Annotated in this window: 22 protein-coding genes; 11 read left to right on the plus strand and 11 right to left on the minus strand. The window is 43.9% G+C overall.

Going from position 1 to position 25,705, the window contains the following annotated elements; translation table 11 throughout:
* Positions 1–511 precede the first annotated feature (511 nt).
* The 4 genes from BUA59_RS08385 to BUA59_RS08400 all read right to left on the minus strand — a co-directional run bounded on the left by BUA59_RS08385 (position 512) and on the right by BUA59_RS08400 (position 6,659).
* Positions 512–1,180: a GntR family transcriptional regulator gene (locus BUA59_RS08385; RefSeq protein ID WP_072839277.1), complete on the minus strand. Its 669-nt coding sequence runs from the start codon at positions 1,178–1,180 to the stop codon at positions 512–514.
* A 160-nt stretch (positions 1,181–1,340) separates the two neighbouring features.
* The gene (locus BUA59_RS08390; protein ID WP_072839278.1) at positions 1,341–3,449 is read right to left on the minus strand and encodes a TonB-dependent receptor family protein; all 2,109 of its coding nucleotides are present in this window, start codon (positions 3,447–3,449) and stop codon (positions 1,341–1,343) included.
* 46 nt (positions 3,450–3,495) lie between these two features.
* Positions 3,496–5,544, minus strand: coding sequence for a TonB-dependent receptor (locus BUA59_RS08395; protein ID WP_084122289.1), 2,049 nt, complete (start codon positions 5,542–5,544; stop codon positions 3,496–3,498).
* 218 nt (positions 5,545–5,762) lie between these two features.
* On the minus strand, positions 5,763–6,659 hold the full coding sequence (locus BUA59_RS08400) for a Fe(3+) dicitrate ABC transporter substrate-binding protein (protein ID WP_217653728.1): 897 nt from the start codon (positions 6,657–6,659) through the stop codon (positions 5,763–5,765).
* A gap of 299 nt (positions 6,660–6,958) precedes the next feature.
* Between BUA59_RS08400 and BUA59_RS08405 the strand changes: the two genes are divergently transcribed.
* Together BUA59_RS08405 and gabT are read left to right on the plus strand one after the other, a co-directional pair.
* Positions 6,959–8,425: an NAD-dependent succinate-semialdehyde dehydrogenase gene (locus BUA59_RS08405; protein WP_072839280.1), complete on the plus strand. Its 1,467-nt coding sequence runs from the start codon at positions 6,959–6,961 to the stop codon at positions 8,423–8,425.
* A gap of 94 nt (positions 8,426–8,519) precedes the next feature.
* A complete protein-coding gene (gene gabT, locus BUA59_RS08410) occupies positions 8,520–9,797 on the plus strand; it encodes a 4-aminobutyrate--2-oxoglutarate transaminase (protein ID WP_072839473.1) in 1,278 nt (425 codons plus the stop codon).
* Positions 9,798–9,983: 186 nt separating this feature from the next.
* On the opposite strand, the gene BUA59_RS08415 is transcribed toward gabT, so the two are convergent.
* Complete coding sequence (locus tag BUA59_RS08415) at positions 9,984–10,187, minus strand: hypothetical protein (RefSeq protein ID WP_072839281.1); 204 nt, start codon at positions 10,185–10,187, stop codon at positions 9,984–9,986.
* 118 nt (positions 10,188–10,305) lie between these two features.
* Here BUA59_RS08415 and BUA59_RS08420 point away from each other — a divergent pair, with 118 nt between their 5' ends.
* Positions 10,306–11,247 (plus strand): LysR substrate-binding domain-containing protein, encoded by a 942-nt coding sequence (locus BUA59_RS08420; protein WP_072839282.1) that lies wholly within the window; start codon positions 10,306–10,308, stop codon positions 11,245–11,247.
* A gap of 31 nt (positions 11,248–11,278) precedes the next feature.
* Here BUA59_RS08420 and BUA59_RS08425 read toward each other — a convergent pair whose 3' ends face one another.
* A complete protein-coding gene (locus BUA59_RS08425) occupies positions 11,279–12,217 on the minus strand; it encodes a LysR family transcriptional regulator (RefSeq protein ID WP_072839283.1) in 939 nt (312 codons plus the stop codon).
* A gap of 429 nt (positions 12,218–12,646) precedes the next feature.
* Here BUA59_RS08425 and BUA59_RS08430 point away from each other — a divergent pair, with 429 nt between their 5' ends.
* The 4 genes from BUA59_RS08430 (at position 12,647) to BUA59_RS08445 (ending at position 17,914) form a co-directional block, all read left to right on the plus strand.
* Positions 12,647–14,536, plus strand: coding sequence for a HAMP domain-containing methyl-accepting chemotaxis protein (locus BUA59_RS08430; RefSeq protein WP_072839284.1), 1,890 nt, complete (start codon positions 12,647–12,649; stop codon positions 14,534–14,536).
* A gap of 399 nt (positions 14,537–14,935) precedes the next feature.
* A complete protein-coding gene (locus BUA59_RS08435; RefSeq protein WP_175550754.1) occupies positions 14,936–15,961 on the plus strand; it encodes a TRAP transporter substrate-binding protein in 1,026 nt (341 codons plus the stop codon).
* A gap of 79 nt (positions 15,962–16,040) precedes the next feature.
* Complete coding sequence (locus BUA59_RS08440) at positions 16,041–16,595, plus strand: TRAP transporter small permease subunit (RefSeq protein ID WP_072839285.1); 555 nt, start codon at positions 16,041–16,043, stop codon at positions 16,593–16,595.
* The gene (locus tag BUA59_RS08445; protein WP_198432078.1) at positions 16,592–17,914 is read left to right on the plus strand and encodes a TRAP transporter large permease; all 1,323 of its coding nucleotides are present in this window, start codon (positions 16,592–16,594) and stop codon (positions 17,912–17,914) included. Before BUA59_RS08440 ends, BUA59_RS08445 begins: the two co-directional genes overlap by 4 nt.
* Positions 17,915–18,019: 105 nt before the next feature.
* Here BUA59_RS08445 and fabF read toward each other — a convergent pair whose 3' ends face one another.
* The gene (fabF, locus tag BUA59_RS08450; RefSeq protein WP_072839286.1) at positions 18,020–19,303 is read right to left on the minus strand and encodes a beta-ketoacyl-ACP synthase II; all 1,284 of its coding nucleotides are present in this window, start codon (positions 19,301–19,303) and stop codon (positions 18,020–18,022) included.
* A gap of 141 nt (positions 19,304–19,444) precedes the next feature.
* Here fabF and BUA59_RS08455 point away from each other — a divergent pair, with 141 nt between their 5' ends.
* Positions 19,445–20,047 (plus strand): TetR/AcrR family transcriptional regulator, encoded by a 603-nt coding sequence (locus BUA59_RS08455; RefSeq protein WP_072839287.1) that lies wholly within the window; start codon positions 19,445–19,447, stop codon positions 20,045–20,047.
* Between the two features lie 13 nt (positions 20,048–20,060).
* Here BUA59_RS08455 and BUA59_RS08460 read toward each other — a convergent pair whose 3' ends face one another.
* Positions 20,061–20,939 (minus strand): LysR substrate-binding domain-containing protein, encoded by an 879-nt coding sequence (locus BUA59_RS08460; RefSeq protein ID WP_072839288.1) that lies wholly within the window; start codon positions 20,937–20,939, stop codon positions 20,061–20,063.
* A 142-nt stretch (positions 20,940–21,081) separates the two neighbouring features.
* On the opposite strand from BUA59_RS08460, the gene BUA59_RS08465 reads away from it, so the two are divergent.
* The 3 genes from BUA59_RS08465 to BUA59_RS08475 are packed head-to-tail and all read left to right on the plus strand — an operon-like array spanning position 21,082 to position 22,446.
* Positions 21,082–21,459 carry a carboxymuconolactone decarboxylase family protein gene (locus BUA59_RS08465; RefSeq protein WP_084122291.1) on the plus strand — a complete coding sequence of 126 codons (378 nt, stop codon included), beginning with the start codon at positions 21,082–21,084 and terminating at the stop codon, positions 21,457–21,459.
* Complete coding sequence (locus BUA59_RS08470; protein WP_072839289.1) at positions 21,459–21,851, plus strand: tautomerase family protein; 393 nt, start codon at positions 21,459–21,461, stop codon at positions 21,849–21,851. Before BUA59_RS08465 ends, BUA59_RS08470 begins: the two co-directional genes overlap by 1 nt.
* A 13-nt stretch (positions 21,852–21,864) precedes the next feature.
* Positions 21,865–22,446, plus strand: coding sequence for a DUF4865 family protein (locus BUA59_RS08475; RefSeq protein ID WP_072839290.1), 582 nt, complete (start codon positions 21,865–21,867; stop codon positions 22,444–22,446).
* A gap of 122 nt (positions 22,447–22,568) precedes the next feature.
* On the opposite strand, the gene BUA59_RS08480 is transcribed toward BUA59_RS08475, so the two are convergent.
* The 3 genes from BUA59_RS08480 to BUA59_RS08490 are packed head-to-tail and all read right to left on the minus strand — an operon-like array spanning position 22,569 to position 25,545.
* Positions 22,569–23,705, minus strand: a complete 1,137-nt coding sequence (locus tag BUA59_RS08480; RefSeq protein ID WP_072839291.1) for a Gfo/Idh/MocA family protein — start codon at positions 23,703–23,705, stop codon at positions 22,569–22,571.
* An 11-nt stretch (positions 23,706–23,716) separates the two neighbouring features.
* A complete protein-coding gene (locus BUA59_RS08485; protein ID WP_072839292.1) occupies positions 23,717–24,766 on the minus strand; it encodes a Gfo/Idh/MocA family protein in 1,050 nt (349 codons plus the stop codon).
* Positions 24,766–25,545: a ThuA domain-containing protein gene (locus BUA59_RS08490; protein ID WP_011977865.1), complete on the minus strand. Its 780-nt coding sequence runs from the start codon at positions 25,543–25,545 to the stop codon at positions 24,766–24,768. The genes BUA59_RS08485 and BUA59_RS08490 overlap by 1 nt, the downstream gene beginning before the upstream one ends.
* Positions 25,546–25,705 lie beyond the last annotated feature (160 nt).

Here is a 25,705-nt window from a genome sequence, read left to right on the forward strand (position 1 = left end):
CTAATTCTTGATAGCCTTGTTTTGTGTTCTTTAAGACCTTGGTTTTCTGCTTATTTTTGACCACGTCGCGTAACCAACTAACATCTAACTTTTCTTTACCAACATCAATGCCAATAAAAGCCTTCATCTCTATCTACTCCCCTTGTACATGCAGCATCACCCTTACCTGGGGTGCTAGGATACCATTCAGTTTAATGGAGGTTAGGAAATCAGGGCTCAATCTACAAAACAGCATCTTTGTGCTCAGGTCGCGCACGAGCTCACCGATTTCCCGATGCGATAAGTGCTAGCTAAACACTCATCAAGAAGAGATACAAGGTCGTGCTTTAGCGCGTCAAGGGCTTGAATTTGATGCTATCAGATTGTTTTACGGCCTGAAGGCTGACCTACAAGTGATTGGTTTTATAAGATTTTTTGTAGGTCGTGCTTTAGCGCGTCAAGGGTTTGAATTTGATGCTATCAGATTGTTTTACGGCCTGAAGGCCTACCTACATTAGAGCGGTTAGGGACGCTACCGCCGCGCTGCGGCGATCCATTCCAGCACTTGGAACTTGGTATTTTCAATATGAGAGCGGAGCTTGTCTGCGGCTGCATTGACGTTTCGTTGGCGAGCTAGCATTAGTAAATCGCTATGATCTTGCTGGGCGCTTTTTGACTTATTCAACTGATCAATGTGCATACTCACATAGCGATTGGATTGTAAGCTTGCACGCTCTAATAAGTTACTTGTGAGTTTCCTGTCGGAAGCAGCATAAAGTGCACTATGAAACCTTGCATTTAAAGGCCCCCAAGCCGCGACATCGCCACTTTGATAGGACAATTCCATCTCTTTAAGAATGCTCTCGCAGAGCTCAAAATGTTCGCCTTGCATCAAGGGGATAGCACGAGTGAAAAGATCCACCTCTAGCATCATTCGTACATCAAAGATTTCAGCGATTTCTTCTAAAGTATGTTTGGTCACGGTGGCGCCACGGTTGTTGGTAAACACCACCAACCCTTCTGCATCAAGACGCTTCAACGCCTCACGAATTGGCATGCGCGAGACATCGTATTCTTCCGCCAATAACTCCTGACGAATGAGTTCACCTTCAGCAAGGTCACCAGACAAAATACGCTGACGCAAATCTGCCGCAATAATATCGGGAAAACTCTGACGAACCACAGATCTTTTCTGCGCCAATCTCTTACTCCTTCGTGAGCTAAGCCTTCGCGGCCTAAACACTTCACAATCTAAAGTGTGGAAGATTGGGCTATTATACGCAAAAGCGCCGCTAACGTGAGGTTAACGGCGCTTTTTTTTATAGCTCATATCTTAAATTATTTTAAGCCGATCGATGCATTTAGAACGTAAGATTACCTGTCACGCTATAAGTACGGCCTAGGGCAGGGTAACGACCAACAGGACTGGTATCAACGCCGCGGAAGTAGTATTCCTTATCAAATACGTTATTCACAGCCACATCAATACTCAACTTAGTTTTACCCGCTTCATAAAGATCTTTGCTGACGTTAAGATTCCAAACCGTATAAGACGGAATTTTACCTGTCGATCCATTAGCATCTTCCTCAGTCGTGTTACTCGCATCTGAGAAAGCGTCACTGTAGTAATAACCAGACACAGTAGATTGGTAACCAGCAAAGTTATAACTCGCATCCCAAGAAAGCTGATGTTTTGAAGCGTCAATCAGCTGATTACCTTTATTCGCACCTTCTTCATAAGTCGCATCTAGGTATGTATAAGCCAAACCTAAACTCAAGTCAGGCAAAGATTCTGGCCCATAGCGACCGGATAACTCAACGCCTTGGTGAAGAGTTTTACCCGCATTTTCAAAGGTTTGTTCGCCAGCAATCCATTCCAGCTGATCTTTATAATCGATTCGATACAAAGCAACATTAAAAGCGTTTCGTCCATGGGTATAACGCGCGCCGACTTCATAGTTCCAGGACAATTCACCGTCTTTATTTCCATCGCCACGGATTGATGAAATCTGCGGTGCACGCAAGGATTTTTGTGCATTGGCGTAAGACACCCAGTCATCCGTCAAACTATAAGCAACCGTCAATCCAGGTAAGGCTTCGTTAATCTGATTGCTTCTCTTCTCATTATTACCTTTGTCTTGGTAATTCATATGAACCGATTCAAAACGGACACCTGGTGTGACTTTCAAGCGATTATTCATCAAACCAACTTCATCACTCACATAAGCAGCAACCGCATCTGTATCCATTTGCCAATCACGAGGTACCGTTACCGCACCTGTAGAAATTGAAGTTTGGCGTAATTGATAATCGATGTCTTCGTTCACATAACGCATACCTACAATAAGGTTTTGCGTCACTGACTCAGGTGAACCAAATGCCACAGATAATTTGGGCTCCACCCCAAACACGTTGAATTCACGAGGCGAGTTACGGATATCAGTAGAAGCAAACCGTGGATCAGACCAAGCTACGCCAGAAGTTCCGTTATAACCCCATACAAAATTGCGTGTATCACGATGACCAAAGGTCAGTACTTCAAATTGCCCGGCGTTGCCCCAGTCTAAATCTTGTAAGAACTTTAAATGCCAACGTGTGGCATCGGCTTCATAAGTATCGTTGGTTCGCTGAGACTGCGTTCTATCTTCTTTATATGCTTGTGGTGATAGCGCTCCCGGCATTTGCGTATCGGCATCATAACGCTGTACAAACGCTTGTAGTTCCTGGGTATCACTGATTAACCAATCGGTTTTAATTTGGAAATTCTGGATATCGGTATCGGAGTGATCTCGAGCACTTTCACCATTTTGAGTATTTGCTTCAATCTGTATAGCAAAATCATCCGTCACCCAACCGCCAGTACGCAAATACAAGTTATTCAGCATATTACTGCTGTGCTCAAATCCAGTGATTCTATTGCTAATTTTCGACTCCCATTCTCTCGGAATTGACTTAGTCACCAAGTTAATCACACCGCCGACGTTATTAGGACCATATTGAACCGCAGCCCCACCGCGAACCACATCAATACGCTCTAATGATGACAAGGTTGCAGGGAAAACGGACTGTCCAGTGTGACCGTAAGGTGCGAGTGTTAATGGCACTCCATCCATTAAAAACTGAGCTTGTCCACTACGGCTGGCACTCAAACCACGAACAGAGACATTCGGTAACACACCCGTTCCGGTTTCATCTTGTACTTTTACACCCGGAACTTGCTGTAGAGCATCATCAATGGATTTTGCTGCTGTTTTAGTCATCTGTTCCGCAGAAATAACAGTCCGGCTACCTGCGTATTCTTTTACGTCCGATTCTTTTGATTCACCAATTACACTCGCGTTAACTGTAAGTGCCTTTAATTCTGTCACGTCGCTAGCCGCTTGAGCAGACAAGCCAAACATCATAGAACAGGCCAAAATTGAATAGCGGAATGTCGTACTACTTAAAACAGACGATTCTTGGATAAACATATAAAAACTTTTCCTTTAGGAGGTAGGAATGACAAAATTTTCTGATTTATAGCTCATAGCTGTAACTGACCATGAACTCAGCTGGTGAGCCGTAGCCAATCGAGTTGATACCGGATGTGCCATCTGTGGAGCCTAGGTAATACTTTTCATCAAAAATGTTGTATGCATTAAATTGCACACGATGTTTGCCGGTTTGATAAGACGCCATGGCGTTGACTGTGGTGTAGTCGCCTAGATCTACGGCTTCGTTGTTACCAGCGTAACGGTCTCCCACATATTTCACGCTGCCGCCAAAACGCCATGTATCGTTAAGTTGATAAGTCGTGCCTAGAGAAATAAGCTGATCGGACACATCGTTTGGTTTTTTACCTGTATCGCGATCTTCTGCATCAAGGTAGGTATAACTAGCCGTTGCGCTTAATTGCTTGGTTAATTGTCCACGAGCTTCAAGTTCGATCCCTCGATGGCGCTCTTGGTTTTTGTTGACAATAAAGCCGTTCGTGTCAGTTTGAGGCTGCTCTTGATCAATTTGGAACACTGCCGCATTTAGCATTAAAGCGTCATCAAGCAAGTAAGCTTTAACCCCCACTTCTTTTAATTTCGTGGAGTAGAATTCAGCAAGCGTAGGGCTAATAAAGCTACCGCCATAAGGTAACTGCCATGATTTGGCGAAGGTTGTATAAGCAGACATATTGTCGGTAATACGATAAACCGCACCAAGACGATAACTGGTCTTATCATCGTCATTATTACTTTTAACACCGGCTGCTGTCGTTTGATCTAAATCCATATGATCTTGACGAATATTCCCGGTGAATGACCAATCACCTAGCGTAACAATATCTTGGACATATAAACCGATGGTTTTAGTCGTATTCTCTCGAGAGGCGGGAAAGCCTGGGCTAGCAACGTTATCTGCTATAGGGTCATCAATGCTTTTTGCGGGCAAACTTTGATTTCTTAAGTTCAAATCAATATCGATTTGATTGTAATCTGCACCAAATAATAATTGCTGATTGCCTACATCCCATTTCAACTCGGACTGAAGTGTTGCCGTGGTACGAGGGTCGTAGCCAAAATCGTTCACCGTTTGAGCCACTGTATTGGCACTGGTTACTGCTGATGTGGTTTGTCGAGTGCCTTGTTGCTCCAAAGTCACTCTTGTAAAGGCAACTCGATTGTTCCATGTAATATCAGGACCAAACTTAAGCTCATCGTCTATCGCTACTCTAACGCTGTCAGATTCTTGGTAATCGTTTTTACTACCAAAAAATGTGTGACGAGAGACATCCACTGGCTTGCCATCTTTAGATGGTATGCCGCGATAAGGCACAAGGTTTTGATGCATGACTTCGATATCTAAATTGACCGTATGATCATCCGATGGCTTAAATTGAAATGTTGGAGCGATAAAATAATCGTCTGAATTAACATAATCGACAAAAGAGTTCGAACGACGTACTTCTACGTTAAGGCGGCCATTAATGGTGTCGGTTAATTTAGTTGACGTATCGATTGAGCCTGAGAACTTATCGTTACTGCCATAGCTGGTGGATAAACGCGTAAATTCATCGCCATTGGCTCGTTTTGTAACTAGGTTAATAATACCGCCTGCGGAGCCTCGTCCGTACAAGGCTCCAGCAGGGCCTTTGACTATTTCTACCTGTTCTACGTTGGCTAAACTACGATACGATTGCAAATTACCATCGTCCCTTAAGCCATCTCGGTAAATATCTCGAATTGCATCAAAACCCCGAATCACAAACTGATCTCGGCTGCCTTCACCCAGCGTATTGTTAACACCCGCAACACCATCTAATGCGTCAACCAGTCTGACCGCACCACGATCTTTCATTTCTGTATCCGTTACAACGGATACAGATTGTGGAATATCTAACCATTCAGCATCAGATTTGCTACCCGATGTCGGTAATTCCTGCGCATACCCTTTATAACCTTGAACCACCAAAGGAATAACTTCATCTGGCACAGATTCAGATAAATCTCCAACATTACCGTCTTGAGCGAGGGCAGAAAAAGAAGCCAAAGAAATAGCGACAGCCAAAGGCGTCAAAATGAAAGATTTGATTATCACTATTGTTTTCCACAAATATTGAATATTGAGATGAAATGCGTAGGACAAGTAAACTTACATACATTTACTTTTCGATAATAAGAACACATATCATTATTATTTACAAACAGAAATGGCACGTTGCAACTTGTGCAACGTGTTTTACAAAAGAAAATATAAAGTGAGTAGAATCAGGGTAAACGCCATTTGAGGAGGTAATAGATTAATAAATAATGATTTTAGGGGGACAGAACCCGGTTGAGATCTTTAGCTATCCCTTCTGCAGCAAGAATGCCTCGGTTTAAAGACCATAACTCGGGCGAGACTTTGATAAGTTGATTTTTCTTCTCTGCGGTAAGTAACTGAAACAATGGGTTAGTACGCCAATCATCCAGGACCGTGTGATTACCATATGAGCCGATCAACAACCAATCAGGATTCACCTTGAGTAATAATTCTAGGCTATTGGCTAAATATGGCATGTTGCCATCATCAGGAATTGAACTGGCTAATCCCAGAGCATTTAACACCCCGCCAGCGTATGAGTCTGGCCCATGCAACCACATGCCCCGAGCACTAACAATCGCAAACTGTACACTTCCGACCGACGTCATTTTTTCAAATACCTTTCGATAGCTAGCCATGATAGCTTTATGTTCGCTAAGCCTTGCCTGCATTTCTGCGTTTTTATTAACAATAATTCCAATCTTTTCAGCAGACGCAAGACTGTCTAAATAGCTTTCACCACGGCTTTTTAGCAGCAAAGTTGGGGCAATGCGGGATAGATTATCGTAAGCCGCCGCGTGCCGCTGAAAATCCGCGATAATTAAGTCTGGCTGTAGTTCGGCAATTCTCTCCATACTTGGTTGTGATCGCATTCCTAGAGAGGTCCAAGGTTTCAGTTTCGCCTTAACTTCTGGGAGTAAATTATTAGGGTCATTATCATCCGCAATGCCAATTGGAGAGAGACCAACCGCAACAAGCGCATCCACAAAAGACAACTCTAAAACAACAATGCGCTTAGGCTCGCTGGGAAGCGTAAAAGTACCATTTTCATCTTGAATGCTTGGATAGGCCCAAGAAGATAATGACAATAAAAGAGAAATTACATAAATAGATACATGGCGAAACAGCATAAGACGGCTCTTTTTTTGATATCGCATCATATTTCAAAAGAGAATCGCTATCAATTTCATTTTTAACAACGAAATAATCCATTTGGCATTCAGAAAGCTTTCATTGCTCCACTTGCAACTTTTATTAAAAAACTTCGCACTAACGCTAACAGCCTAATGTTTGAATAACATCAAACATTGAGTTGATAGCTTCTCATTTTTCAAACTGTAGCCATTGCCTACTATCGATTGGTATTAAAAGTGCAGCGTTTCGAAGCGCACTTACTAACCATTCTCCGCAGTCTAGTCTGGAGTGTTTTATGACAGCGATACTATCTCAACCTTCTCTACTTAAAAGCCGCTCGTACATTGGTGGCGAATGGGTAGAAGCCAAGTCTGGCAAGACCTTCGCAATTACAAACCCAGCGAATGGCGAACACATTATCGATGTTGCTGATTTAGGCGCAGAAGAGACAACACAAGCTGTTGAAGCGGCTGAAAAAGCGCAGAAAGAATGGCAAGGTCGCACGGCGAAAGAACGCGCGACACTATTGCGTCGTTGGAACCAACTCATTCTGGACAACCAAGACGACTTAGCGACCTTGATGACCTTGGAGCAAGGCAAACCGTTTGCTGAGGCAAAAGGCGAAGTGGCTTATGGCGCGTCTTTTATTGATTGGTTTGCAGATGAAGCACGTCGTTTGAATGGTGATGTTATTCCTACTTTCGCCAAAGACAAGCGCGTATTAACTATTAAACAGCCTATTGGTGTCGTGGCGGCAATTACGCCATGGAATTTTCCAATCGCCATGATCACTCGTAAAGCCGGTCCTGCGCTTGCAGCAGGTTGTGCGATTGTGATCAAGCCTTCAGACGAAACGCCTTTGTGTGCGTTGGCTCTGGCTGAACTTGCGCATCAAGCGGGCATTCCAGCAGGCGTATTGAACGTGGTTGTTGGTAAAGATGCGAAAGCGATTGGTGGCGTATTAACAGGCCATCCAACCGTACGTAAATTGTCTTTCACAGGTTCTACACCAGTCGGCAAATTGTTGCTATCTCAGTGCGCGCAAACCGTTAAACGTACTTCGATGGAGCTAGGCGGTAACGCACCTTTCATCGTGTTTGATGACGCTGATCTGGATGCCGCAGTAGAAGGCGCGATTGCGTCTAAATACCGTAATGCAGGCCAAACCTGTGTTTGCGCAAACCGAATTTTAGTGCAAGAAGGCGTGTACGATGCGTTTGCAGAGAAGTTGGCTAAACGTGTTGCCACATTCAAAACTGGCGATGGTTTTGCTGAAGGCGTCAACATTGGTCCACTTATCAATCCAGCGGCGATCAGCAAAGTAGAACAACTTGTTGGCGACGCTATAGCAAAAGGCGCGAAAGCGCTAATCGGTGGCTCAAAAGCCACGGCTGCTGGCGCACAGTTCTTCGAACCAACCATTCTGACTGGCGTTACCGAAGACATGGACATTTTCTCTAACGAGATCTTTGGCCCAGTTGCTCCGCTATTCAAATTTAAAACCGAAGACGAAGCCGTTGCCATGGCAAACAATACCCCATTTGGCTTGGCGTCTTACTTCTATTCCCAAAATATTGCGCGTATCTGGCGTGTTTCTGAAGCTTTGGAATACGGCATGGTGGGCATCAACGAAGGCATTATTTCCAGTGAAGTTGCGCCATTCGGCGGTGTGAAAGAATCTGGTAGTGGCCGTGAAGGTTCTCAGTACGGCATCGACGAATACGTTGAAATCAAATACTTGTGCATGGGCGGCTTGGCGTAAGGTTCTACCTTACTCAACCTCTCTTATCTAAATTAACAAGCGGTGCTGGCGCCGCTTCATGTACATAGAGCTTGCTCTAAAGGTGAAAGACAAAATGAAAAACGCTGATCTACAAAAACGCAAAGAAAGTGCCATCGCTCGTGGCCAAGCTAACATGGCACCAGTGTATGTTGACCGTGCTCTAAACGCAGAAATTTGGGACGTGGAAGGCAAGCGCTATATCGACTTTGGTGCAGGTATCGCCGTCGTTAACACGGGCCATAACCATCCAAAAGTAAAAGCTGCAACATTGGCGCAAATAGAGCGCTTCTGTCACACATGTGTGATGGTCAGCCCATACGAATCTGCTGTGGCGTTGGCTGAGAAGCTAAACGCAGCGGCGCCAGGTAATACGCCGAAAAAATCTATCTTCGTTACCACTGGCGCTGAAGCCGTAGAAAACTGTGTGAAGATTGCTCGCGCTCACACGAGTCGTCCTGGCATCATTGCGTTTAACGGTGGTTACCATGGCCGTACTAACATGACCATGGGATTAACCGGAAAGGTCAATCCATATAAAATCGGTTTTGGCCCTTTCCCAAGCGATATTTTCCATATCCCTTACCCAAATGATTACCTAGGTATCACTGAAGAAGAGGCGCTAGCGGATCTACAATTACGCTTTACTTGCGACATCGAGCCATCTCGCGTTGCTGCTATCATCATCGAGCCAGTTCAAGGCGAGGGTGGTTTCTACCAAGCATCATCAAGCTTCCTACAAAAACTTCGTAAGCTATGTGACGATCACGGTATGCTGTTAATCCTTGATGAAATTCAGTCTGGCTTTGCTCGTACAGGTACTATGTTTTGCCACGAACAAGCTGGTATAGAAGCCGATCTTATGACCACTGCAAAAGGCATTGCAGGCGGTATACCTTTAGCCGCTGTTGTCGGTAAAGCAGACATCATGGATGCGCCAATTCCTGGTGGTTTGGGTGGCACTTACGGTGGCTCTCCTATTGGTTGTGCGACTGGACTAGCCGTTTTTGATGTTATCGAAGAAGAGAAGCTATGCGAACGTGCGACGCTAATCGGCAAACGTTTTGTTGAGCATCTAAAAGCGCTTCAAGCTGACTTTCCAAACATTATCGGTGACGTACGTAACTCAGGCGCGATGATCGCAGTGGAATTCGTACATGACGGCGATGTGAATAAGCCTTATCCAGAGCTTGCGAAAAAACTGTCTGCAAAAGCGTCTGAAAATGGTTTAGTGCTTTTGTCTTGTGGTATTCGCGGCAACGTTATTCGTTTCTTACCCGCTTTGACCATCGAAATGGAGATCATTGACGAAGGCATGGAAATCTTCAAATGCTGCTTTAAAGAGCTTGTATAAGCTGCTTTATTTGAGTCGCTGTATTTGAACAGCTTTCTTTTTGATAAGTAACACTTCCGCTTGCAAGAATGATTCTTGCTCCAAGCCACTGTGGTAACACGGTGGCTTTTTTTATGCGGATTTTTTTATTTGCAGCGCTGAATGCTGAAGTTGAAAACAACAGTATTCATTAGATAATTTGAGAAATTACTGAGAATCTTTGGATCGTGTGTCTTCACGTTCCGTGTAGGGTGGAAGCCCCATATCGCGGCGCAGATAAGCCGGTAGATGTCGAGTCATAGCCATTTGCCTTCTCATGACACGTCTGGCTTTTTGTGCTTGATACTTACTCTTTAGCAACTCATAGCTTGCTACTATTTTCTGATTCAACCACAACAATAACGTCCACATACTCACACCTCCTGCTGATAAGAGCTTTATTGTGTCGCTAAAAAGAGGTAAAAACGAATGCTATATTCTTACAAATAAGATTAGAAAATCTTATGGGTTTTATTTTGGATACTAGCCTATGAGCAATCGCGTTACTCACCTCAAAGCAGCACATTATTTTTCGGTGGCAAGCCAGACATTGAGCTACACCAAAGCCGCAAAGCAACTGCATGTATCACAAGCGGCTGTGAGCCAGCAAATTCGTTTATTAGAAAATTATCTTGGTGTAGTGCTGTTCTACCGCTCTGGTCGCGACATGCGCCTCACCAGCCAAGGACAAGTTCTAGCAGAACATCTAGATCAAGCGTTTGAACATATAGGAAAAGGCTTAGAAAGCGTTAAACTCGAACCGCTTGAAGGAACATTGCTCGTTTCAGGACTACAAAGCTTTGTGTCCTTATGGTTGATGCCAAAGTTATGGCGCTTTTCCCACTTACACCAAAATATCAACGTCAAACTGTTCTCTTCTGATGAGCGCGAAGACATCCACTCGGGCAAAATCGATATTAGTATTGATAACCTTATTAATCATCAAGATAATATTTCTCAGAGCCTGCTTTTATCTTCCGATATCATTCCAATTTGCGCACCAGAATTAGCGAAAAGCATCTCATTTGAACATCCGACAGATTTACTCAAATGCTGGCTTATACAAGTCGATACACCTATTTATCGTTGGGAAGCATGGTTTGCAGAGCAACAGATCTCGCCACTGCGCAGTAAAAAATTACTCTGGGCAGAAGTGAACTCTTGGTACATGGGAATAAGCGCGGTAAAAGCGGGTCACGGTGTATTCTTATGCCCAAGATTTATGGTGCAAGAAGAACTAGAGAAAGGAACACTAGTACAAGCTTTTCCTCATATTCTAAGTAATAAGATTAACTTTTACGTCAACTTCGCGAAAAACTCGCCGAGAAGAGCTCGAATTGAAGCCTTTGTCGATTGGTTAAGAGAAGAAAGTAACGGACAGAATGATGCTCCCATAAAAACAGGTCCTCACCAGTCACTGCCTTGGCCTTAATTAAAACCAGGTACAGTCTTATTAAAAAACATCAATAAGGTGCAGAAATTAGCTCTTCTACCGTCTGATGTAACACTTTCAGGAATAATTCGCGGGGTTTATTAGGTTGGGTGGTTTTCTTGCAAATCACGGCAACACCTAAGGTGTAAGAACGGTTTTCTGGCGCTACGGCAACGATTTGTCCGGACTCAACATATGACTCAGCATAGCGTTCAGGCAAGAAGCCTATGTATCGACCTGATAGGATCAAGGCTAAGCGGCTGTCATAGAAATACGAGATCGCCGTGAGGTTCATCTGGGAAATCTGTTCGCTGACCGCTTCATGTGGTTTTAATCCAGCGTGAGTAGCAGGATATTTGTCCACTTTTTCGTCTTGGTCTTCAACGGACATAGTGGCTAATGGATGATCCTTCCCGCAATACAGGTAACAATCGTCGCTGTATAAATGTACGTAACTTAAACCGTCCAGTTTGCGATGATAGGGAATAAAACCTATATCGGCTTCATCATTCAAAATCATGCGCTCAATGTTAGACATAGAAGACACGTTCGTGGTGATCAATACTTCTGGGGCTTCAGTCGAAAATCGCTGGATCATTTCTGGGAAATGGCTACGAGGATCAAGACTCACTTTATCGGAAAGGGCAAGACGCAGTTTGCCGGTTAAGCTGGCATTTAGGTTGTTTACCGTGGTTCGAAAGGCATCTAATGATTCGAGTAGATTCTCGGTCATTTTATAGATGATGACGCCTTCTTCCGTGAGAGAAAATCCACCTCGCCCACGTTTACACAAGACGAGGTTCAGGCGCGCTTCTAGATTGGAGATGTGCAGGCTGATAGTTGATCGACCAATATTAAGAGAGGTTTCCGCAGCAGAAAAACCTCCGCAATCGACTACGGTTTTAAAGACTTTTAGCTGTTTGATCTCATAATCACCGACTTGCCCCAGTGAGTAATTTTTAACACTCATCGCCTCTCCCCATGTGTACTGACATACATTTTATTATTCTAGGCCTGTGCAAACCAAACAATAGTTAGTTCGATGTGCGGTATGGCTATGATACGACGAGCACAGGCCGCAGATAATAAATGATCGTCGCAATTTAGTTCGTTGATTCTCTAACTTTACATTGATTTATGCGACTTTCATCCCCCTTTCTGCTTCTTTAAGGTAAGAGAGGTCGGTTACCGCAGCAAAATGTCTTCATGATGACGTTTTATGCATTCAGGATGATTCGTATCCGCTTGATTAAACCCTGAAATAAAGCGTCGAATTCTGGCCTTTCATTTCATTCTTCCAGCACATTATTTTGGCCTGTTTGTCTTGCTTGATAAACAGGCCTTTTTTGTCATTTTGATTGCTTCCCTTCTTTTCAGAAAGGGTCTAAAGGAGGTTGATATGTCCATCGCGTTATCCGTTCGTCAAAAGCTAATTGCTATTGTTGTTTTGGTTTGTATTGGGTACGCGGGGTTTGGCGCTTATTCCATTTATAACTTGTCGCAAATGTCGAATGCGTCCGACGATGCCACCGAGCTGAGCAGGCTAACCAGTGAAGTCAAAGACGTTGAAATTGCTTTACTAAAATTTGAACGAGAAATGGCAACGCTTTCACCTGATAATGTTGATGCTATCAGCCAAACATTAGTAAGAATAAAAAACGAGACCGCCGCTGGATTTAGCATCAGAGCAGATTTACTCGATGCCGAAGGCAAGACGTTATTAGAGAATAGCCAAGCCTTACAGCCTAATTATTTATCGGCACTTGAAAGTCACCTGCAAAATTTAACCACCCTCGGGTTAAGCGGCGAAACTGGCGCGCTGGGGCGTTTAAACCAATCCGCACAAGCCTTAGCTGAACAACTCAAATCATTAGCAAGCTTTGCCTCTAGCTTTAAAGAAGTGAGAGCGAGAGAAAAAGACTTTCTTGCTTACAGCGATGCAGAACATCAAGCCGATTTACAGGCTGCTATTCAGGCACTGAGAAATAATGTCGATAACATAGGGTTTGGCGATGTATTTGGCCCAATGATCCAAACCTATGAGGACGCATTGGTGCCCGTTATTACCCTGTCTATTACCTTAAAAGAACAGCAAAGCGAACTCGCATCATTAAGTAATCAATATACCCACGCCATGGATGAGAGTGCTAATTACCTGCAAAACACCTTACTAGCTCAGGCGCAAATACGCTCATCAGAAACCGCCAAGCAAGCGCGCAGTTCTTTGGTCATTGCTTGTGTCTTACTTGCACTTGTGATCGGTCTTATTTTGTCGACGGTGATTCGCTCTTTAAATCGCAATCTAAAAGCCGTTTTAGCGATATTAAAAGAAGTAGCGCAAGGCAAACTGCACTCACGTAAGCAAACTCTCAATTCAAGCAATCCAGATGAGTTCCAGCAGCTTTTTATTGCCTCAAACCAAATGTCTGACAGTTTACGCTTGTTAATCAGTCATTTAATAAACAGCAACGAAAAGCTGGTGCTCACAGCCGATGAGTTGGACAGTGGTATTCAAATCATTGTCAGCGGCAGCGAGCGTATTCGTGATCGAAGTAACACTCTGGCCGCCTCTACAGAAGAAATATCCGCCACCGCAGATACGGTGCAATCCATGACACAAAACGTTCAAAGCGCAGCAAAACTGGCTTATCAATCCGCAACCAGTGGCGTGAGTGCGATGCGTGATGCCATGACCAGCATCAGCGACGTGGCGGAAACTATTCAAGACACCAATGAACGAGTCGCTCGTCTTGGTACGCTGTCTAAAGAGATTGACGTGGTTATCGAGCTCATCGTCGGTGTGGCAGAGCAAACGAGCTTATTAGCACTTAATGCAGCAATAGAAGCGGCTCGCGCTGGGGAAGCAGGGCGAGGTTTTGCCGTGGTGGCCGATGAGGTCAAAACACTGTCTGAGCAAACAGTCAAAGCTTCGGGCAGCATCACCGAAAAAGTCGAAAACATTCAGAAGGAAACTCAAGCTGTCATTGATGCCATGACGTTGAGCCTAAGTAAAGTTGGCCGCAGTAAAGAGCAAGGCGAAAACGCTGTCTTGACGATTCATCAAGTCGAGCAAAATACCCTAGAGGCAATGAACAATACGCAAGAAATTACCCAAGCCATTAAAGAGGTCGCATTGACGACAGCACAAATGGCACAAGACATGGACATCATCGCCCATGACATTAAAGACAACCACAGTGCCACTCAATCTATTCAGATGGCAAATAAAAATGTTCACCACCAAACCAAAGAATTAGCCGATCAAATCCAAGGTTTTGACGTGGCTTAACAGTCAAAATCCTTGAAAAGGGCTTCCACTAAAAATCACGAAGCCCCAATTTGGGGCGGTAATAAATTACAAGCAAAAGACTCGACTGCATATTTAAAAAAGCAAAAAAAATGCACGTTTTCAACATCATAGATCAATAATATTCACACTATTGGTGCATTCAACTAATCTATTTTTTGCACCGATTTAGGTCATTGAGCCTCTTTATTGTGCACTGAATTTCAGTTAGTTATATGATTTATAACAAATTTTGGCTTTTTGGATTGTTTGATGCTCACAAAACTTTAGATAGATTTTGTGAGCTTTATTGCTCTTAGGCTTTTTGAAAGTATCGAGTACAAGGTGTCACAACCACAAAGGCGTGACTTTTTTATGCACTTTTGCTCTCGAGGTAGCTCAATGATTAAGGCGATACTAAAAGTAAAAAAACGATTGGTTGTAAGTTCTCTAGCGGTGGCCCTTGGATTAGGCGCTGTCGCTTCTTCTGCTAACGCTGCAGACTATAACTGGCGCTTCGCTAACCTATACAGCCGTGGTTCTGCCTTCGGTGCTGTGTATGAAGATTTAGCAAAAAACATTGAGACTATGTCCGACGGCCGCATCAAGGTACAAGTTCTTTATGACGGTGAAGGTGTTGGTTCTTCTGGTATTTTTGGTGCAGTAAAAACAGGCCTAATTACTATGGGCGCGACGTTCCAATCTTTGAACGCAGGCGAACTTCCAGCTGGTTTGGTTGAGATTGGCCTACCTGGTGGCACAAGTGATGTTGGTGAGCTAACTACCTTGTTCCAAGAAAAAGGCTGGGCGCCAATTCTTAAAAAAGCGTACGGCGACCAAGGTCTAGTTTGGCTTGACCCTTACATTCAGCCAGCGGTTTACGTTATCACTAAGAAACCAATCAATTCTATTGAAGACTTCCAAGGCTTGAAAATCCGAGCGCCAGGCGCATACGGTAAGTTCCTACGTAACCTAGGCGCTTCTCCTGTTTCTCTTGCTTGGTCTGAGATCTACACAAGTCTTTCAACTGGCGTAATCGACGGTTCTATCGGTTCTAACATGATCGACCACCGCGATGGTAACCACGTTGAAGTAGCGAAATACATGTACCCACTTCCTCTAGCTGGTGCACAAGTGTTACCTATTATCGTTAACCAAAGTGCTTGGAACAAACTTCCAGCAGATCTAAAAGCCATTGTTAAAGCGGCGACAACCGTTCACGCTCAAGAGCAAATGACAAAGTCTAGACTTTGGGAATCTGAAGCAATTGCTGACATGGAAGCGAAAGGCCTTCAGTGGAGCCCTGAGCCAAGTGCAGCAGATAAAGCAGCATGGAAAGATGCAGGTTCTAAACTTTGGGATGAGTACGCAGCTGCAGACAAATACAGCAAAGAGTTGATTGACGTTCTTCGTAAAGAGCAGAAATAATCTACTCAGTAATAACTAAAACGGCCTTCACCAAGAAGGCCGTTTTACTTTTTCGATCCATCCTTACAGGTACAAAACAATGATAATGACTGCGATTAGGCGCTATTGTCTTGGAGTCCACGCGTTGGTGGCTTTCATTGGGAATTCCGTTTCCTATCTTATGCCAGTATTAGCATTTGTCGTTGCTTTCGAGGTTTTCTCTCGTTACATCTTAGATAGCCCAACCATTTGGGCCTACGACACTTCGTTATTTATCTTTGGTTATATTGCGGCATTAGGCGGCGCTTATGCCCAACAGCAACGTGCCCACATCAATGTCGATATCCTTTACAACAAAGTCTCAGCTCGAACGAAAAGCATATTTAACCTATTTTCATTCGCACTCGCCATGTTCTTTATGGTTATCGTCTGCAAAATGAGCATAGGTAAGTTTGAAGAAGCACTCGAGTTTAACTACCGTCGTCAAAGTGAATGGGCTCCTCACATGCATCATTATTGGCTAATGATGGCAATCGCTAGTGTGCTACTTATTCTGCAACTTTCCAGCGATTGGATTGATTCATTACACCAAGCCATTACTGGTAAACCCTTATTACCAGAAGCACCGGCAGAACAAGAGGAAGCCGCACAATGATTAGTATCGAATTATTAACGGCTATTTTATTCGCCTGCATCATAGCATCGTTTGCCTTAGGCGCACCGGTTGGTTTAGCGCTTGGCGGTATCGCGATGGGCATAGGTTATATGACCTGGGGCGATGCGTTATTTAACGTTATTCCTACCACGCTAGAATCCACACATTTTAGTTTTATCCTACTTGCCATACCTTTGTATATTTACATGGGTCAATTGCTCACTCGATCTGGCATTGGCGATGCCATGTTTAACGCCAGTCAAATGTTAATTGGTCGAGTACGTGGATCGTTGGCCATAAGCGTTATCGTGGTATGTTCGATGATTGGTGCCATGGTGGGTATCATTGGCGCAGGCATCATGACGTCAGGCAGTATCGCACTGCGTCCGATGCTGGAACGTGGCTATGATAAACGTCTCGCATTGGGCGTTATTATGGCGGGTGGCGGCTTAGGTATTTTGATTCCACCTAGCATCCCGATGATCATGTTTGCATCGTCTACGCAGAACTCAGTAGGGCGCATGTTTATCGGTGCCTTGATTCCAGCGCTTATCACTATCGTCTTGCTGATCGCTTACGTAGTGATTTCGTGTAAGTTAAACCCAAAGCGCGCGCCGATGGATGTGGTGCCAGAAGTACAGCCAACGCCAAAAGAAAAGTTCCTAACCGCTCGCGATGGCTTGTTGTCTCTGCTGCTGATTGTTGCCGTGCTTGGCAGTATCATCATGGGGATCGCGACACCAACTGAATCTGGTGCTATCGGTGTAGTTGGTGCCATTGTCCTAGCGATTTTCTTTAAACGCTTCAAACCGCGCATGGTACAAAAAGCGGGGATGCAAGCCGCGTTGCTAGTCAGTGTGGCAATGTGGATTATTGTTGGTGCGTCGGTGTTCAGTAACTTCCATTTGCTGATGGGCGTGCAAAACATGGTCGCGGGTTTCACCCAAGACTTGGGTTTACCACCGATTGTCGTCATCATGTTATTCCAATTGATCATGCTGCTGCTGGGCTTCATTATCGATGAATTTATCATCGTCCTAATGTGTGCGCCTATCTTCACACCGATTGCCGTGTCGCTGGGTTATGATCCAATTTGGTTTGGTATCTTGATGATTCTTAACATTGAGATCGCGGTACAAACGCCGCCTTATGGTTTTGCCTTATTCTACCTAAAAGGCATCGCGCCTCCGGGTATTACCATGTTGGATATTTACAAATCTATCCTACCATTTGTGCTGTTAAAACTTTTCGTCTTGATCATCGTAATGATGTTCCCAGAATTGGTAACTTGGTTGCCTAGCCAATTAATGGACTCATAACTTTCATCTAATTCGTAACGGTTGCTCATTATCATTAGAAAGGAACAAAGCCAGTGCTAAATACACTGGCTTTGTTGTTTTTATGGACGGTGATCTTTTCACAAATCAATATCGCTTCAATATCAAAGCCGCGTTTACACCACCAAAACCAAAGCCATTACACAACACGTACTCGACACTTTTTTCACGTGAAACCAATGGGATAAGATCCAAGTCGGCCATGCTGTCTTCTGGATTCTCAAGGTTTAACGTCGGAGGCAAAATACCAGTGATTAACGCCTGCGCACTGAAAATAGTTTCTACGCCACCCGCAGCTCCCAACAAATGACCTGTCGCGGACTTAGTTGAAGAGATCGCCACCTCTGTGACTTTTTCACCAAACACACGACGCAAGGCGTTAATCTCACCTCGATCACCAACCGGTGTCGATGTCGCATGCGCATTTACATAGCCAATTTGATCAGCTGAAATGCCCGCCATGGTCAGAGCCGTTTGCATAGCACGAGCAGCACCTTCGCCATTTTCTGGACCAGACGTTAGATGGTAAGCATCAGCACTAGTGCCATAACCAACGATCTCAGCCAATGGTGTCGCGCCTCGAGCCAAGGCATGCTCAAGAGTTTCTAGCACTACTAAGCCAGCACCTTCGCCCATAACAAAGCCTTCACGATCTTTATCAAAAGGACGAGAAGCTTTAGCTGGAGCATCATTTCGCGTAGAAAGCGCCTTCAAGGCACCAAAGCCAGCAAGAGACAATGGATCGATGCAGGCTTCTGTACCTCCTGCCAACGCCACTTTTGCTTCTCCCGTACGCAATAGACGCATTGCATCGCCAATAGCTTGTACGCCCGCCGCACAAGCTGTCACCGGAGTGCCAATCGGTCCTTTAAATCCATATTTAATCGAAACGTTACCTGCCGCTAGATTGGCAAGAAAGGCAGGAACCGTAAAAGGCGACAAGCGTCGCGCACCTTGCTCCGTTAAAACAGATTGTGCATGAGTAATGGTCGGTAAGCCGCCAATACCTGTTGCAATGATGGTTGCGGTAGCTTCTTGATCTTCAGCAGTCGTTGGTCGCCAATTGGCTTGGGTTAATGCTTCTTCAGCCGCAGCCAGAGCAAATAATGTAAACAGATCGACACGTTTACGCTCTTTAGGTGACAGATAGTCCGATTCATTCAAACCATTAGCTTGTTCCGTATGACTTGGAACTTGTCCGGCAATATGAGTGTTTAGCCCTTCCGACAAGGTCGTTAGCGGTTTTCTTTTGTTAAGTAAGCGAATGCCAGATTCACCACGAACCAATCGATCCCAGACAGAAGCCACACCTAAGCCAAGTGGTGAAACCAAGCCCATACCTGTAATAACAATACGTTCTTTAAGCGACATGAGATAACCCTCTTAAGTTTCAGCAGAAAGAAAGCGACCATGCTAAAGTGAGTCTATATATGATCAAGATAATATTTAGATTCCGATTTATACTGGGAGTCTCAATGGGATATACAGGAGCTCACCTAGGAGGTTTTAACTATGTCTTACACACCAAGACACAAAGAACAAACTAGACAACGGATATTACAAGCCGCAGCAAAACTATTTTGCTCGAACGGCTTTGATCGCGTCACGCTTACTCAAATCATGAAAAAAGCCAATATGACACACGGAGCGTTTTATGCGCATTTTTCCGGTAAGAGCAGCCTGTACGAAGCCGCCATGCAGTTCGCTACGTCTAATGGTTTTTGGGCGAGAAATGACAAGCAAACCGAAAACAATGAAACGCATCTAAAAGCATTGGTTACTCGTTATCTAAGCTGGAGTCGCAGCGACAAAGAACATCCATCGCCATTGGAGTTTCTCGTTACTGATGCCGCACACAAAGAAGAAAAAGTTCGCCAAGCCTACCAAGCTTGTTTTGATAGTCTGGTTGACCGTCTTGCAGGGATTCTAAAAAAACGTGGTAGCCAAGAAGCTGAAGCACTTGCAGAAGAGACAGTCGTCTCGTTAGTGGGGACCGTTGCCATTGCACGGTCTTTTGCGCAACCGCTGCAAAGCGACTTTTTGAAACGCGCCCAAGAACGCATCGTCAATCGACTCAACAGCGGATTAAAAAATAGCGAGCCAGTGGAAGGTTAGAAGCAGGCTCACATTAATAAACCCAGCGAGGAAAAGTCTGTTTAAGTTCAGTAAGTACGGTTTCTTTCAAACTCTGAGCTGCTGTATTCAATCCGTCTGCTTGCATAAGACAAAGCATAAGATCTGGCAACCTTGGTAACCATTCTTTTTCTAGAACGACCAATGAGTCAGGACGACCGGCTGGAGTACGAACCGTAATGCCTAAACCCGCTTCTGTTGCAGACCACACACCCGATAAACTATGACTAGACATAGCCACCCGCCAAGGAATTTCTTTTGCATCTAACGCTTTTATCGCGCTCTCGCGCAGTAAACACGGGCTCTCAAATAATACTAACGACAATGGCATTTGTGGATCAGCAAGAGCCTCTGGAACACCAATCCATTGCATTGGAAATTGACCAATTACCTCAGTATTCTTAATAACGCTTTCCGTATTATTCCAGAGTAAAACGAGATCCAACTTTCCTTGTTGAAACCTTTCAATCAAATTTCTATTACGTGAAACTTGCACATCCAATACAACATCAGGATTCGTCCGATTAAACTGCGCCAGCATATCGGTCAAAAACCTTTCTCCAAAGTCTTCTTGTAGTCCTATTCGAACAATACCGGATACTTTAGGTTGTCGTAATGCCATCACCGCATCATCGTTCACAGCTAGCAAACGTTTAGCGTAGGAAAGCAGCTCTTCGCCAGCCGGAAGCAGTACTAAACTTCGTCCAGATCGTTTGACGATGGGTTGCTCAAGCTGTGCTTCTAGTTTCTTTAAGTGAGCGCTAACTGCAGAAGTTGAACGATTTAAGCGCTCAGCCGCTTCGGCAAAGTTACCCAACTCAACACCTAATACAAAACTGCGAAGTGCTTCCAAATCTAGCGTCGGTTTACGCATGACAAGTTCCTAATACATTGATCCTGATTTTCAGGACTATTATTACCATATATTTTGATTTTTTAAACATAAGAAAAACTTTAGTCTCATTATCCAACGTCAACACATCAACTCATTAGCGCATTAATTAGAGGGGGAATTCATGAACACATCATCATCGAATCTCGATAAAGAAATAATGAAACCCACAGAGGCAGAAAAAGCATTTGGAGATATAGCACCGTTCTTTGCCTTAGTAACAGACGAGATTTTATTCGATCAAGTCTGGCAAAGACCACAGCTCAGCTCAAGAGAGCGAAGCTTAATTACGGTTGCTGCATTAACCGCTTTGTACCGAACAGAACAGCAAACGTTTCATCTGAAAAAAGCCATTGAGAATGGTTTGAGTGTAGAAGAGCTTGCAGAAGCCATGACACATTTAGCCTTTTATGCAGGCTGGCCTTGTGCAGCGACAGGACTTGCAAGCTTAAAAAAACATCTCGCAACAGAACAACAGAAACAGACAGAAGAGGTGAAGTAATGCCATTCACACACATTTATATTTCAGCAGACAAGCCTGATGGCTATGTGAAAAAAGTCTCTCAATCACTTCACGAGGCATTAACTGAATCGTTTTTAGTACCTCAAAAAGACTGCTTCCAGATCATCAACCGCCTCACAGATAAACAACGTGTTTATGACAAAGATTATGCTTGTCAGGTAAACCAAGCTCGAAGTAAAAACTGGTTATTATTTGAAATTACAGCTGGAAAGCCTAGAGACACAAAAACCAAAGAAGCTTTTTATCGAACGCTATTAGCAAAACTACAAGTTTCTGTCGGTCTTAATCAAGCAGACCTCATGGTCATTATTTCAACAAATCAAACTGAAGAATGGTCATTTAGCAACGGCGCAATGGCGACCTTACCTTGAAAGGAGAGTAACAATGATTGTAATGCAATACAGTTTCACTTTACCGGCCAATTACGACATGCAAATCATCCGTAATCGGATTACAGAAAGCGGCCATAAATTAAACGGTTTTCCTCAACTTATCTTTAAAGGTTACTTGTACTCAATTAAAGACGATAACGAACTCGGCGCTCCTAAAGAAAATCAGTACGCACCTTTTTATCTTTGGGAAAGTAATGAAGGCATGATCTCTTTTCTAGCAAATCCAGGGTATCAGCAGCTAGAGAAAGATTTTGGAAGGCCTAGAATAAGTTATGGAATCCCAATTACTTATTCAAATAAAACAAGTCTAACAAGTGCGAAATACCTTAAAAAAGAAGTCATTCACATCTCTAGAGATTCAAATATTGCCGATATTATTGAACAGGAAAGGGCGTTAGACACTGATACCTTATCTCCCATTGAAAACAGTTTAGTAGCCTATATCAGCAGTCTAGATCCAGAGCAATGGTTACTAACACGCTGGACATTTTGGACTTCACAAACAGTAGAGAGAAAGGAAATAACCGATGTTTTATCAAGAGATTGGTTTCACATTGGCTATTTGGCGCAATGAGCATGTCTTTTATTCGCTTGAAATAGAATGCAACATAAGAAAAATAACATGATAGTCACTACTAGCCCGTTACAAAATTAGTTACTTTGTAACGGGCTAGTAAACAGGCTACTGCTTTGCAGTTATTCCTGAATGATGCACTCAACTTCACACCAATTACCTTGGTCATGGGACTGTAAACACGCTTCAACAAAACCCATATCCTTAACCGCCTGATCGACATTTGGGTAATACAAAAAGTCCTTTTCCGATAATGCTAACCGTATATGCTTATATACATTTGCAAAAGCTTCTAAGTAACCTTCTGGATGGCCTGCTGGAATACGACACAAAGCGTTTAAACGCTCAGGGTAACCCGCGCCATTTCTAGTCAATCGTTGAGCCGGTGCTCCCATTGGCTTAAACCACAGCACATTAGGATCCTCTTGGCGCCACTCAATCGTTGCTTCACGACCGGTTAAACGAAAACCAAGATCATTTTCATGTCCCGTCATTACTTGTGAAGCCAATATCCGACCTTGCAGTATATTGTCACTGTAACCTAATTGAATATCCGCATGGTCATCAACTCTTCTCCCAGCGACAAAAGTAGCCAAGCGTGCATTTACCGACGATGCAGAATAACCAATCAAATAACTAACCAAATTATAAGCATGTATGGCTATGTCACCTAAACATCCCGCACGTCCAGCCTTAGCAGGGTCAGTACGCCAAGCGGCTTGTTTTTGATCAGAATTTTCAATATCTGCGGCCAGCCAATCTTGTAGATAATAGGCATCTACCATTAACAACTCACCTAACTCTCCATTTTTGACCAATTCTCGTGCAACTTTAACCATAGGATTTTCAACATAGTTATAGGTAACAGCAAGAAAAGTGTTTCGCTCCTTTGCCAAAGCCTGTAATTCTTGAGCTTGCAGCAATGAAACAGTGAGAGGTTTTTCACAAATAACAGCAATCCCACGATCTAAAAAAGCCTTAACATTGTCGTAATGCAAAAAGTTAGGTGTGACAATACTCACCACCTGAATGCCATCTTCTCGTTGGCTTTCCACCTCAGCCATGGCATTAAAGTCAGAGTAGGCGCGGTCTGTCTCCACACCTAGTAATTTAGCGGATGCTTTTGTTCTTTCAAAGTTAGAAGAGAAGCAACCAGCGACAAGCTGGTAGCCTCCATCCAGACGAGCGGCCATACGATGAACATCGCCAATAAACGCACCATCTCCACCACCAACCATTCCCCAATGCAATATAGCCATCCAATACTCTCCTAAAGTTGCACTGTCTGACCCAACTGATCGGATTGTTCGCAGGCATCCAACACTCGTTGTACCTGCAATCCAGCGTCAAAGTCAGGCTGGTCCTGTACGCCCGACAGAATACTTTGAATAAAACGCTGATATATATTGAGAGTTTGTTCGCATTTAACTTCTTTCCAAATCCCCTCAATGACATCCTCATCAAGACATACTTCTAAGCGATCCCATTCCTCGCCTAGCTTTAATGAGACTTTCACCGCCCCCTTGTCACCATGAACAACTAACCGCAGGTCATTGAGGTTTCCTGTTGCCCAACGAGAAGTATGAATAGAGGCCATGGAACCATTTTGCATTCGAGCGGTGATCAATGCGCTATCATTGGCATCGAGATGGTATTCACCTATCTGATTATTTTCAGCTTTGTCGAAGGTCGTTAGAGTACAGTTCACACTAGCAAAGTCACCAACGGGAAAGCGAACAAAGTCGAGTATGTGAACACCTACATCGCCTAGTACACCTTTACTGCCATGCGCACTTGATAGCCGCCACAACCAAGTATCTTCGGTCTTCCAATCCCCCCATTTAGGAGATACTAACCAACTCTGCAAATAACTTGCTTCTACATGACGAATGTTACCGATACGTCCCATTGCAATAAGCTCCCGTGCTTTTTGTAACGAATGAGCATTTCGATAACTTAAATTAACCATATTTATGCACTTAGCTTTTTTCGCAGCGTCAGCCATTTCTTTGGCATCCGATGCATTGAGTGCTAATGGTTTTTCACATAACACATGCATTCCCGCTTCAAGTGCTTGAATCGATAGGTTTTTGTGAAATGGATCCGGTGTCACAATAGAGACTGCGTCCACCTGACCGCTGCTTAGCAGAGCCTCTACCGATCCAAAGGCATAAGGAATATTATGGGCCTCGACAAAGCTTGCAAGACGCGAAGCATTTAGATCGCACGCTGCGACCACTTCGCAATTGGCTATTTTTGAAAACTCTTCTGCGTGAACTCGCGCCATACCGCCAGTCCCAATAATGCCGATACGAATCATTATTTGAAGCCCTCTTCACCAGGCTTATGCAAACCTTCGCCTTTAACTTCAATAGGGTTTGGAGCTTGATCAGCAGGGACACAAGGACATGAGTCGATCCAGCGGCTACCCTCAGGCTGAGACCATTTCACCGCATTTTTTAGAACACGTTTCACCTTGTCATCATAGTAAATTGGATAGGTTTCATGGCCCGGACGGAAATAGAATATTTTGCCATTACCACGACGATAGACAAGACCTGAACGGAATACTTCCCCCCCCTCAAATGCACTGATGAAAATTACTTCATCTGGATTTGGTACGGCAAACGGTTCGCCATACATTTCAGTATGAGGTAACTCAATATAGTCTCCCACGCCTTGAACAATAGGATGACCAGGGTTGACCACCCAGAGTCGTTCACGTTCACCAGCCTCACGCCATTTTAGAGAACAGGTAGTTCCCATTAAACGTTTAAATATTTTGGCATAATGACCGGAGTGAAGGACTAATAACCCCATTCCCTCAAGTACACGCTTCTGAACCCGATCAACAATTTCATCCGCAACATCACCATGAGCAGCATGCCCCCACCAAATCAAAACATCTGTGTTTTCTAGTTTTTCTTCGGTAAGACCATGCTCTTTATCCTGCAAAGTAACACTAGTTGCTTCAATATCCTGATCTTCATTCAAGCCTGCAGCAATGCAGTTATGCATACCATCAGGATAAATGCGAGCGACCACTTTATTGGTTTTTTCATGGACATTTTCCCCCCACACAGTCACTTTTATTGTCATTTTTTTCTCCTAGATATTATTTTTTTGATGATGGAAAACAAAACAAAGTAAACGTTTACGTAATTAACTTAAACGTTTACTCAAAAAAATAAAAGCCTTTTTGGAAAAATTTAATACAAAAAATTTCGAAGAATAAGGGAAGATATAGCTAGATAAAGAA

The sequence above is a fragment of the Marinomonas polaris DSM 16579 genome (genome assembly GCF_900129155.1).
Classification (GTDB): domain Bacteria; phylum Pseudomonadota; class Gammaproteobacteria; order Pseudomonadales; family Marinomonadaceae; genus Marinomonas; species Marinomonas polaris.

What these genes read in the sequence shown, in the direction of transcription:
- BUA59_RS08390 (WP_072839278.1), bottom strand. Translation starts at nt 3,449, where the DNA reads ATGTTTATCCAAGAATCGTCTGTTTTAAGTAGTACGACATTCCGCTAT.
- BUA59_RS08400 (WP_217653728.1), bottom strand. Translation starts at nt 6,659, where the DNA reads ATGCTGTTTCGCCATGTATCTATTTATGTAATTTCTCTTTTATTGTCA.
- BUA59_RS08405 (WP_072839280.1), top strand. Translation starts at nt 6,959, where the DNA reads ATGACAGCGATACTATCTCAACCTTCTCTACTTAAAAGCCGCTCGTAC.
- gabT (WP_072839473.1), top strand. Translation starts at nt 8,520, where the DNA reads ATGAAAAACGCTGATCTACAAAAACGCAAAGAAAGTGCCATCGCTCGT.
- BUA59_RS08415 (WP_072839281.1), bottom strand. Translation starts at nt 10,187, where the DNA reads ATGTGGACGTTATTGTTGTGGTTGAATCAGAAAATAGTAGCAAGCTAT.
- BUA59_RS08420 (WP_072839282.1), top strand. Translation starts at nt 10,306, where the DNA reads ATGAGCAATCGCGTTACTCACCTCAAAGCAGCACATTATTTTTCGGTG.
- BUA59_RS08425 (WP_072839283.1), bottom strand. Translation starts at nt 12,217, where the DNA reads ATGAGTGTTAAAAATTACTCACTGGGGCAAGTCGGTGATTATGAGATC.
- BUA59_RS08430 (WP_072839284.1), top strand. Translation starts at nt 12,647, where the DNA reads ATGTCCATCGCGTTATCCGTTCGTCAAAAGCTAATTGCTATTGTTGTT.
- BUA59_RS08435 (WP_175550754.1), top strand. Translation starts at nt 14,936, where the DNA reads ATGATTAAGGCGATACTAAAAGTAAAAAAACGATTGGTTGTAAGTTCT.
- BUA59_RS08440 (WP_072839285.1), top strand. Translation starts at nt 16,041, where the DNA reads ATGATAATGACTGCGATTAGGCGCTATTGTCTTGGAGTCCACGCGTTG.
- BUA59_RS08445 (WP_198432078.1), top strand. Translation starts at nt 16,592, where the DNA reads ATGATTAGTATCGAATTATTAACGGCTATTTTATTCGCCTGCATCATA.
- fabF (WP_072839286.1), bottom strand. Translation starts at nt 19,303, where the DNA reads ATGTCGCTTAAAGAACGTATTGTTATTACAGGTATGGGCTTGGTTTCA.
- BUA59_RS08455 (WP_072839287.1), top strand. Translation starts at nt 19,445, where the DNA reads ATGTCTTACACACCAAGACACAAAGAACAAACTAGACAACGGATATTA.
- BUA59_RS08460 (WP_072839288.1), bottom strand. Translation starts at nt 20,939, where the DNA reads ATGCGTAAACCGACGCTAGATTTGGAAGCACTTCGCAGTTTTGTATTA.
- BUA59_RS08465 (WP_084122291.1), top strand. Translation starts at nt 21,082, where the DNA reads ATGAACACATCATCATCGAATCTCGATAAAGAAATAATGAAACCCACA.
- BUA59_RS08470 (WP_072839289.1), top strand. Translation starts at nt 21,459, where the DNA reads ATGCCATTCACACACATTTATATTTCAGCAGACAAGCCTGATGGCTAT.
- BUA59_RS08475 (WP_072839290.1), top strand. Translation starts at nt 21,865, where the DNA reads ATGATTGTAATGCAATACAGTTTCACTTTACCGGCCAATTACGACATG.
- BUA59_RS08480 (WP_072839291.1), bottom strand. Translation starts at nt 23,705, where the DNA reads ATGGCTATATTGCATTGGGGAATGGTTGGTGGTGGAGATGGTGCGTTT.
- BUA59_RS08485 (WP_072839292.1), bottom strand. Translation starts at nt 24,766, where the DNA reads ATGATTCGTATCGGCATTATTGGGACTGGCGGTATGGCGCGAGTTCAC.
- BUA59_RS08490 (WP_011977865.1), bottom strand. Translation starts at nt 25,545, where the DNA reads ATGACAATAAAAGTGACTGTGTGGGGGGAAAATGTCCATGAAAAAACC.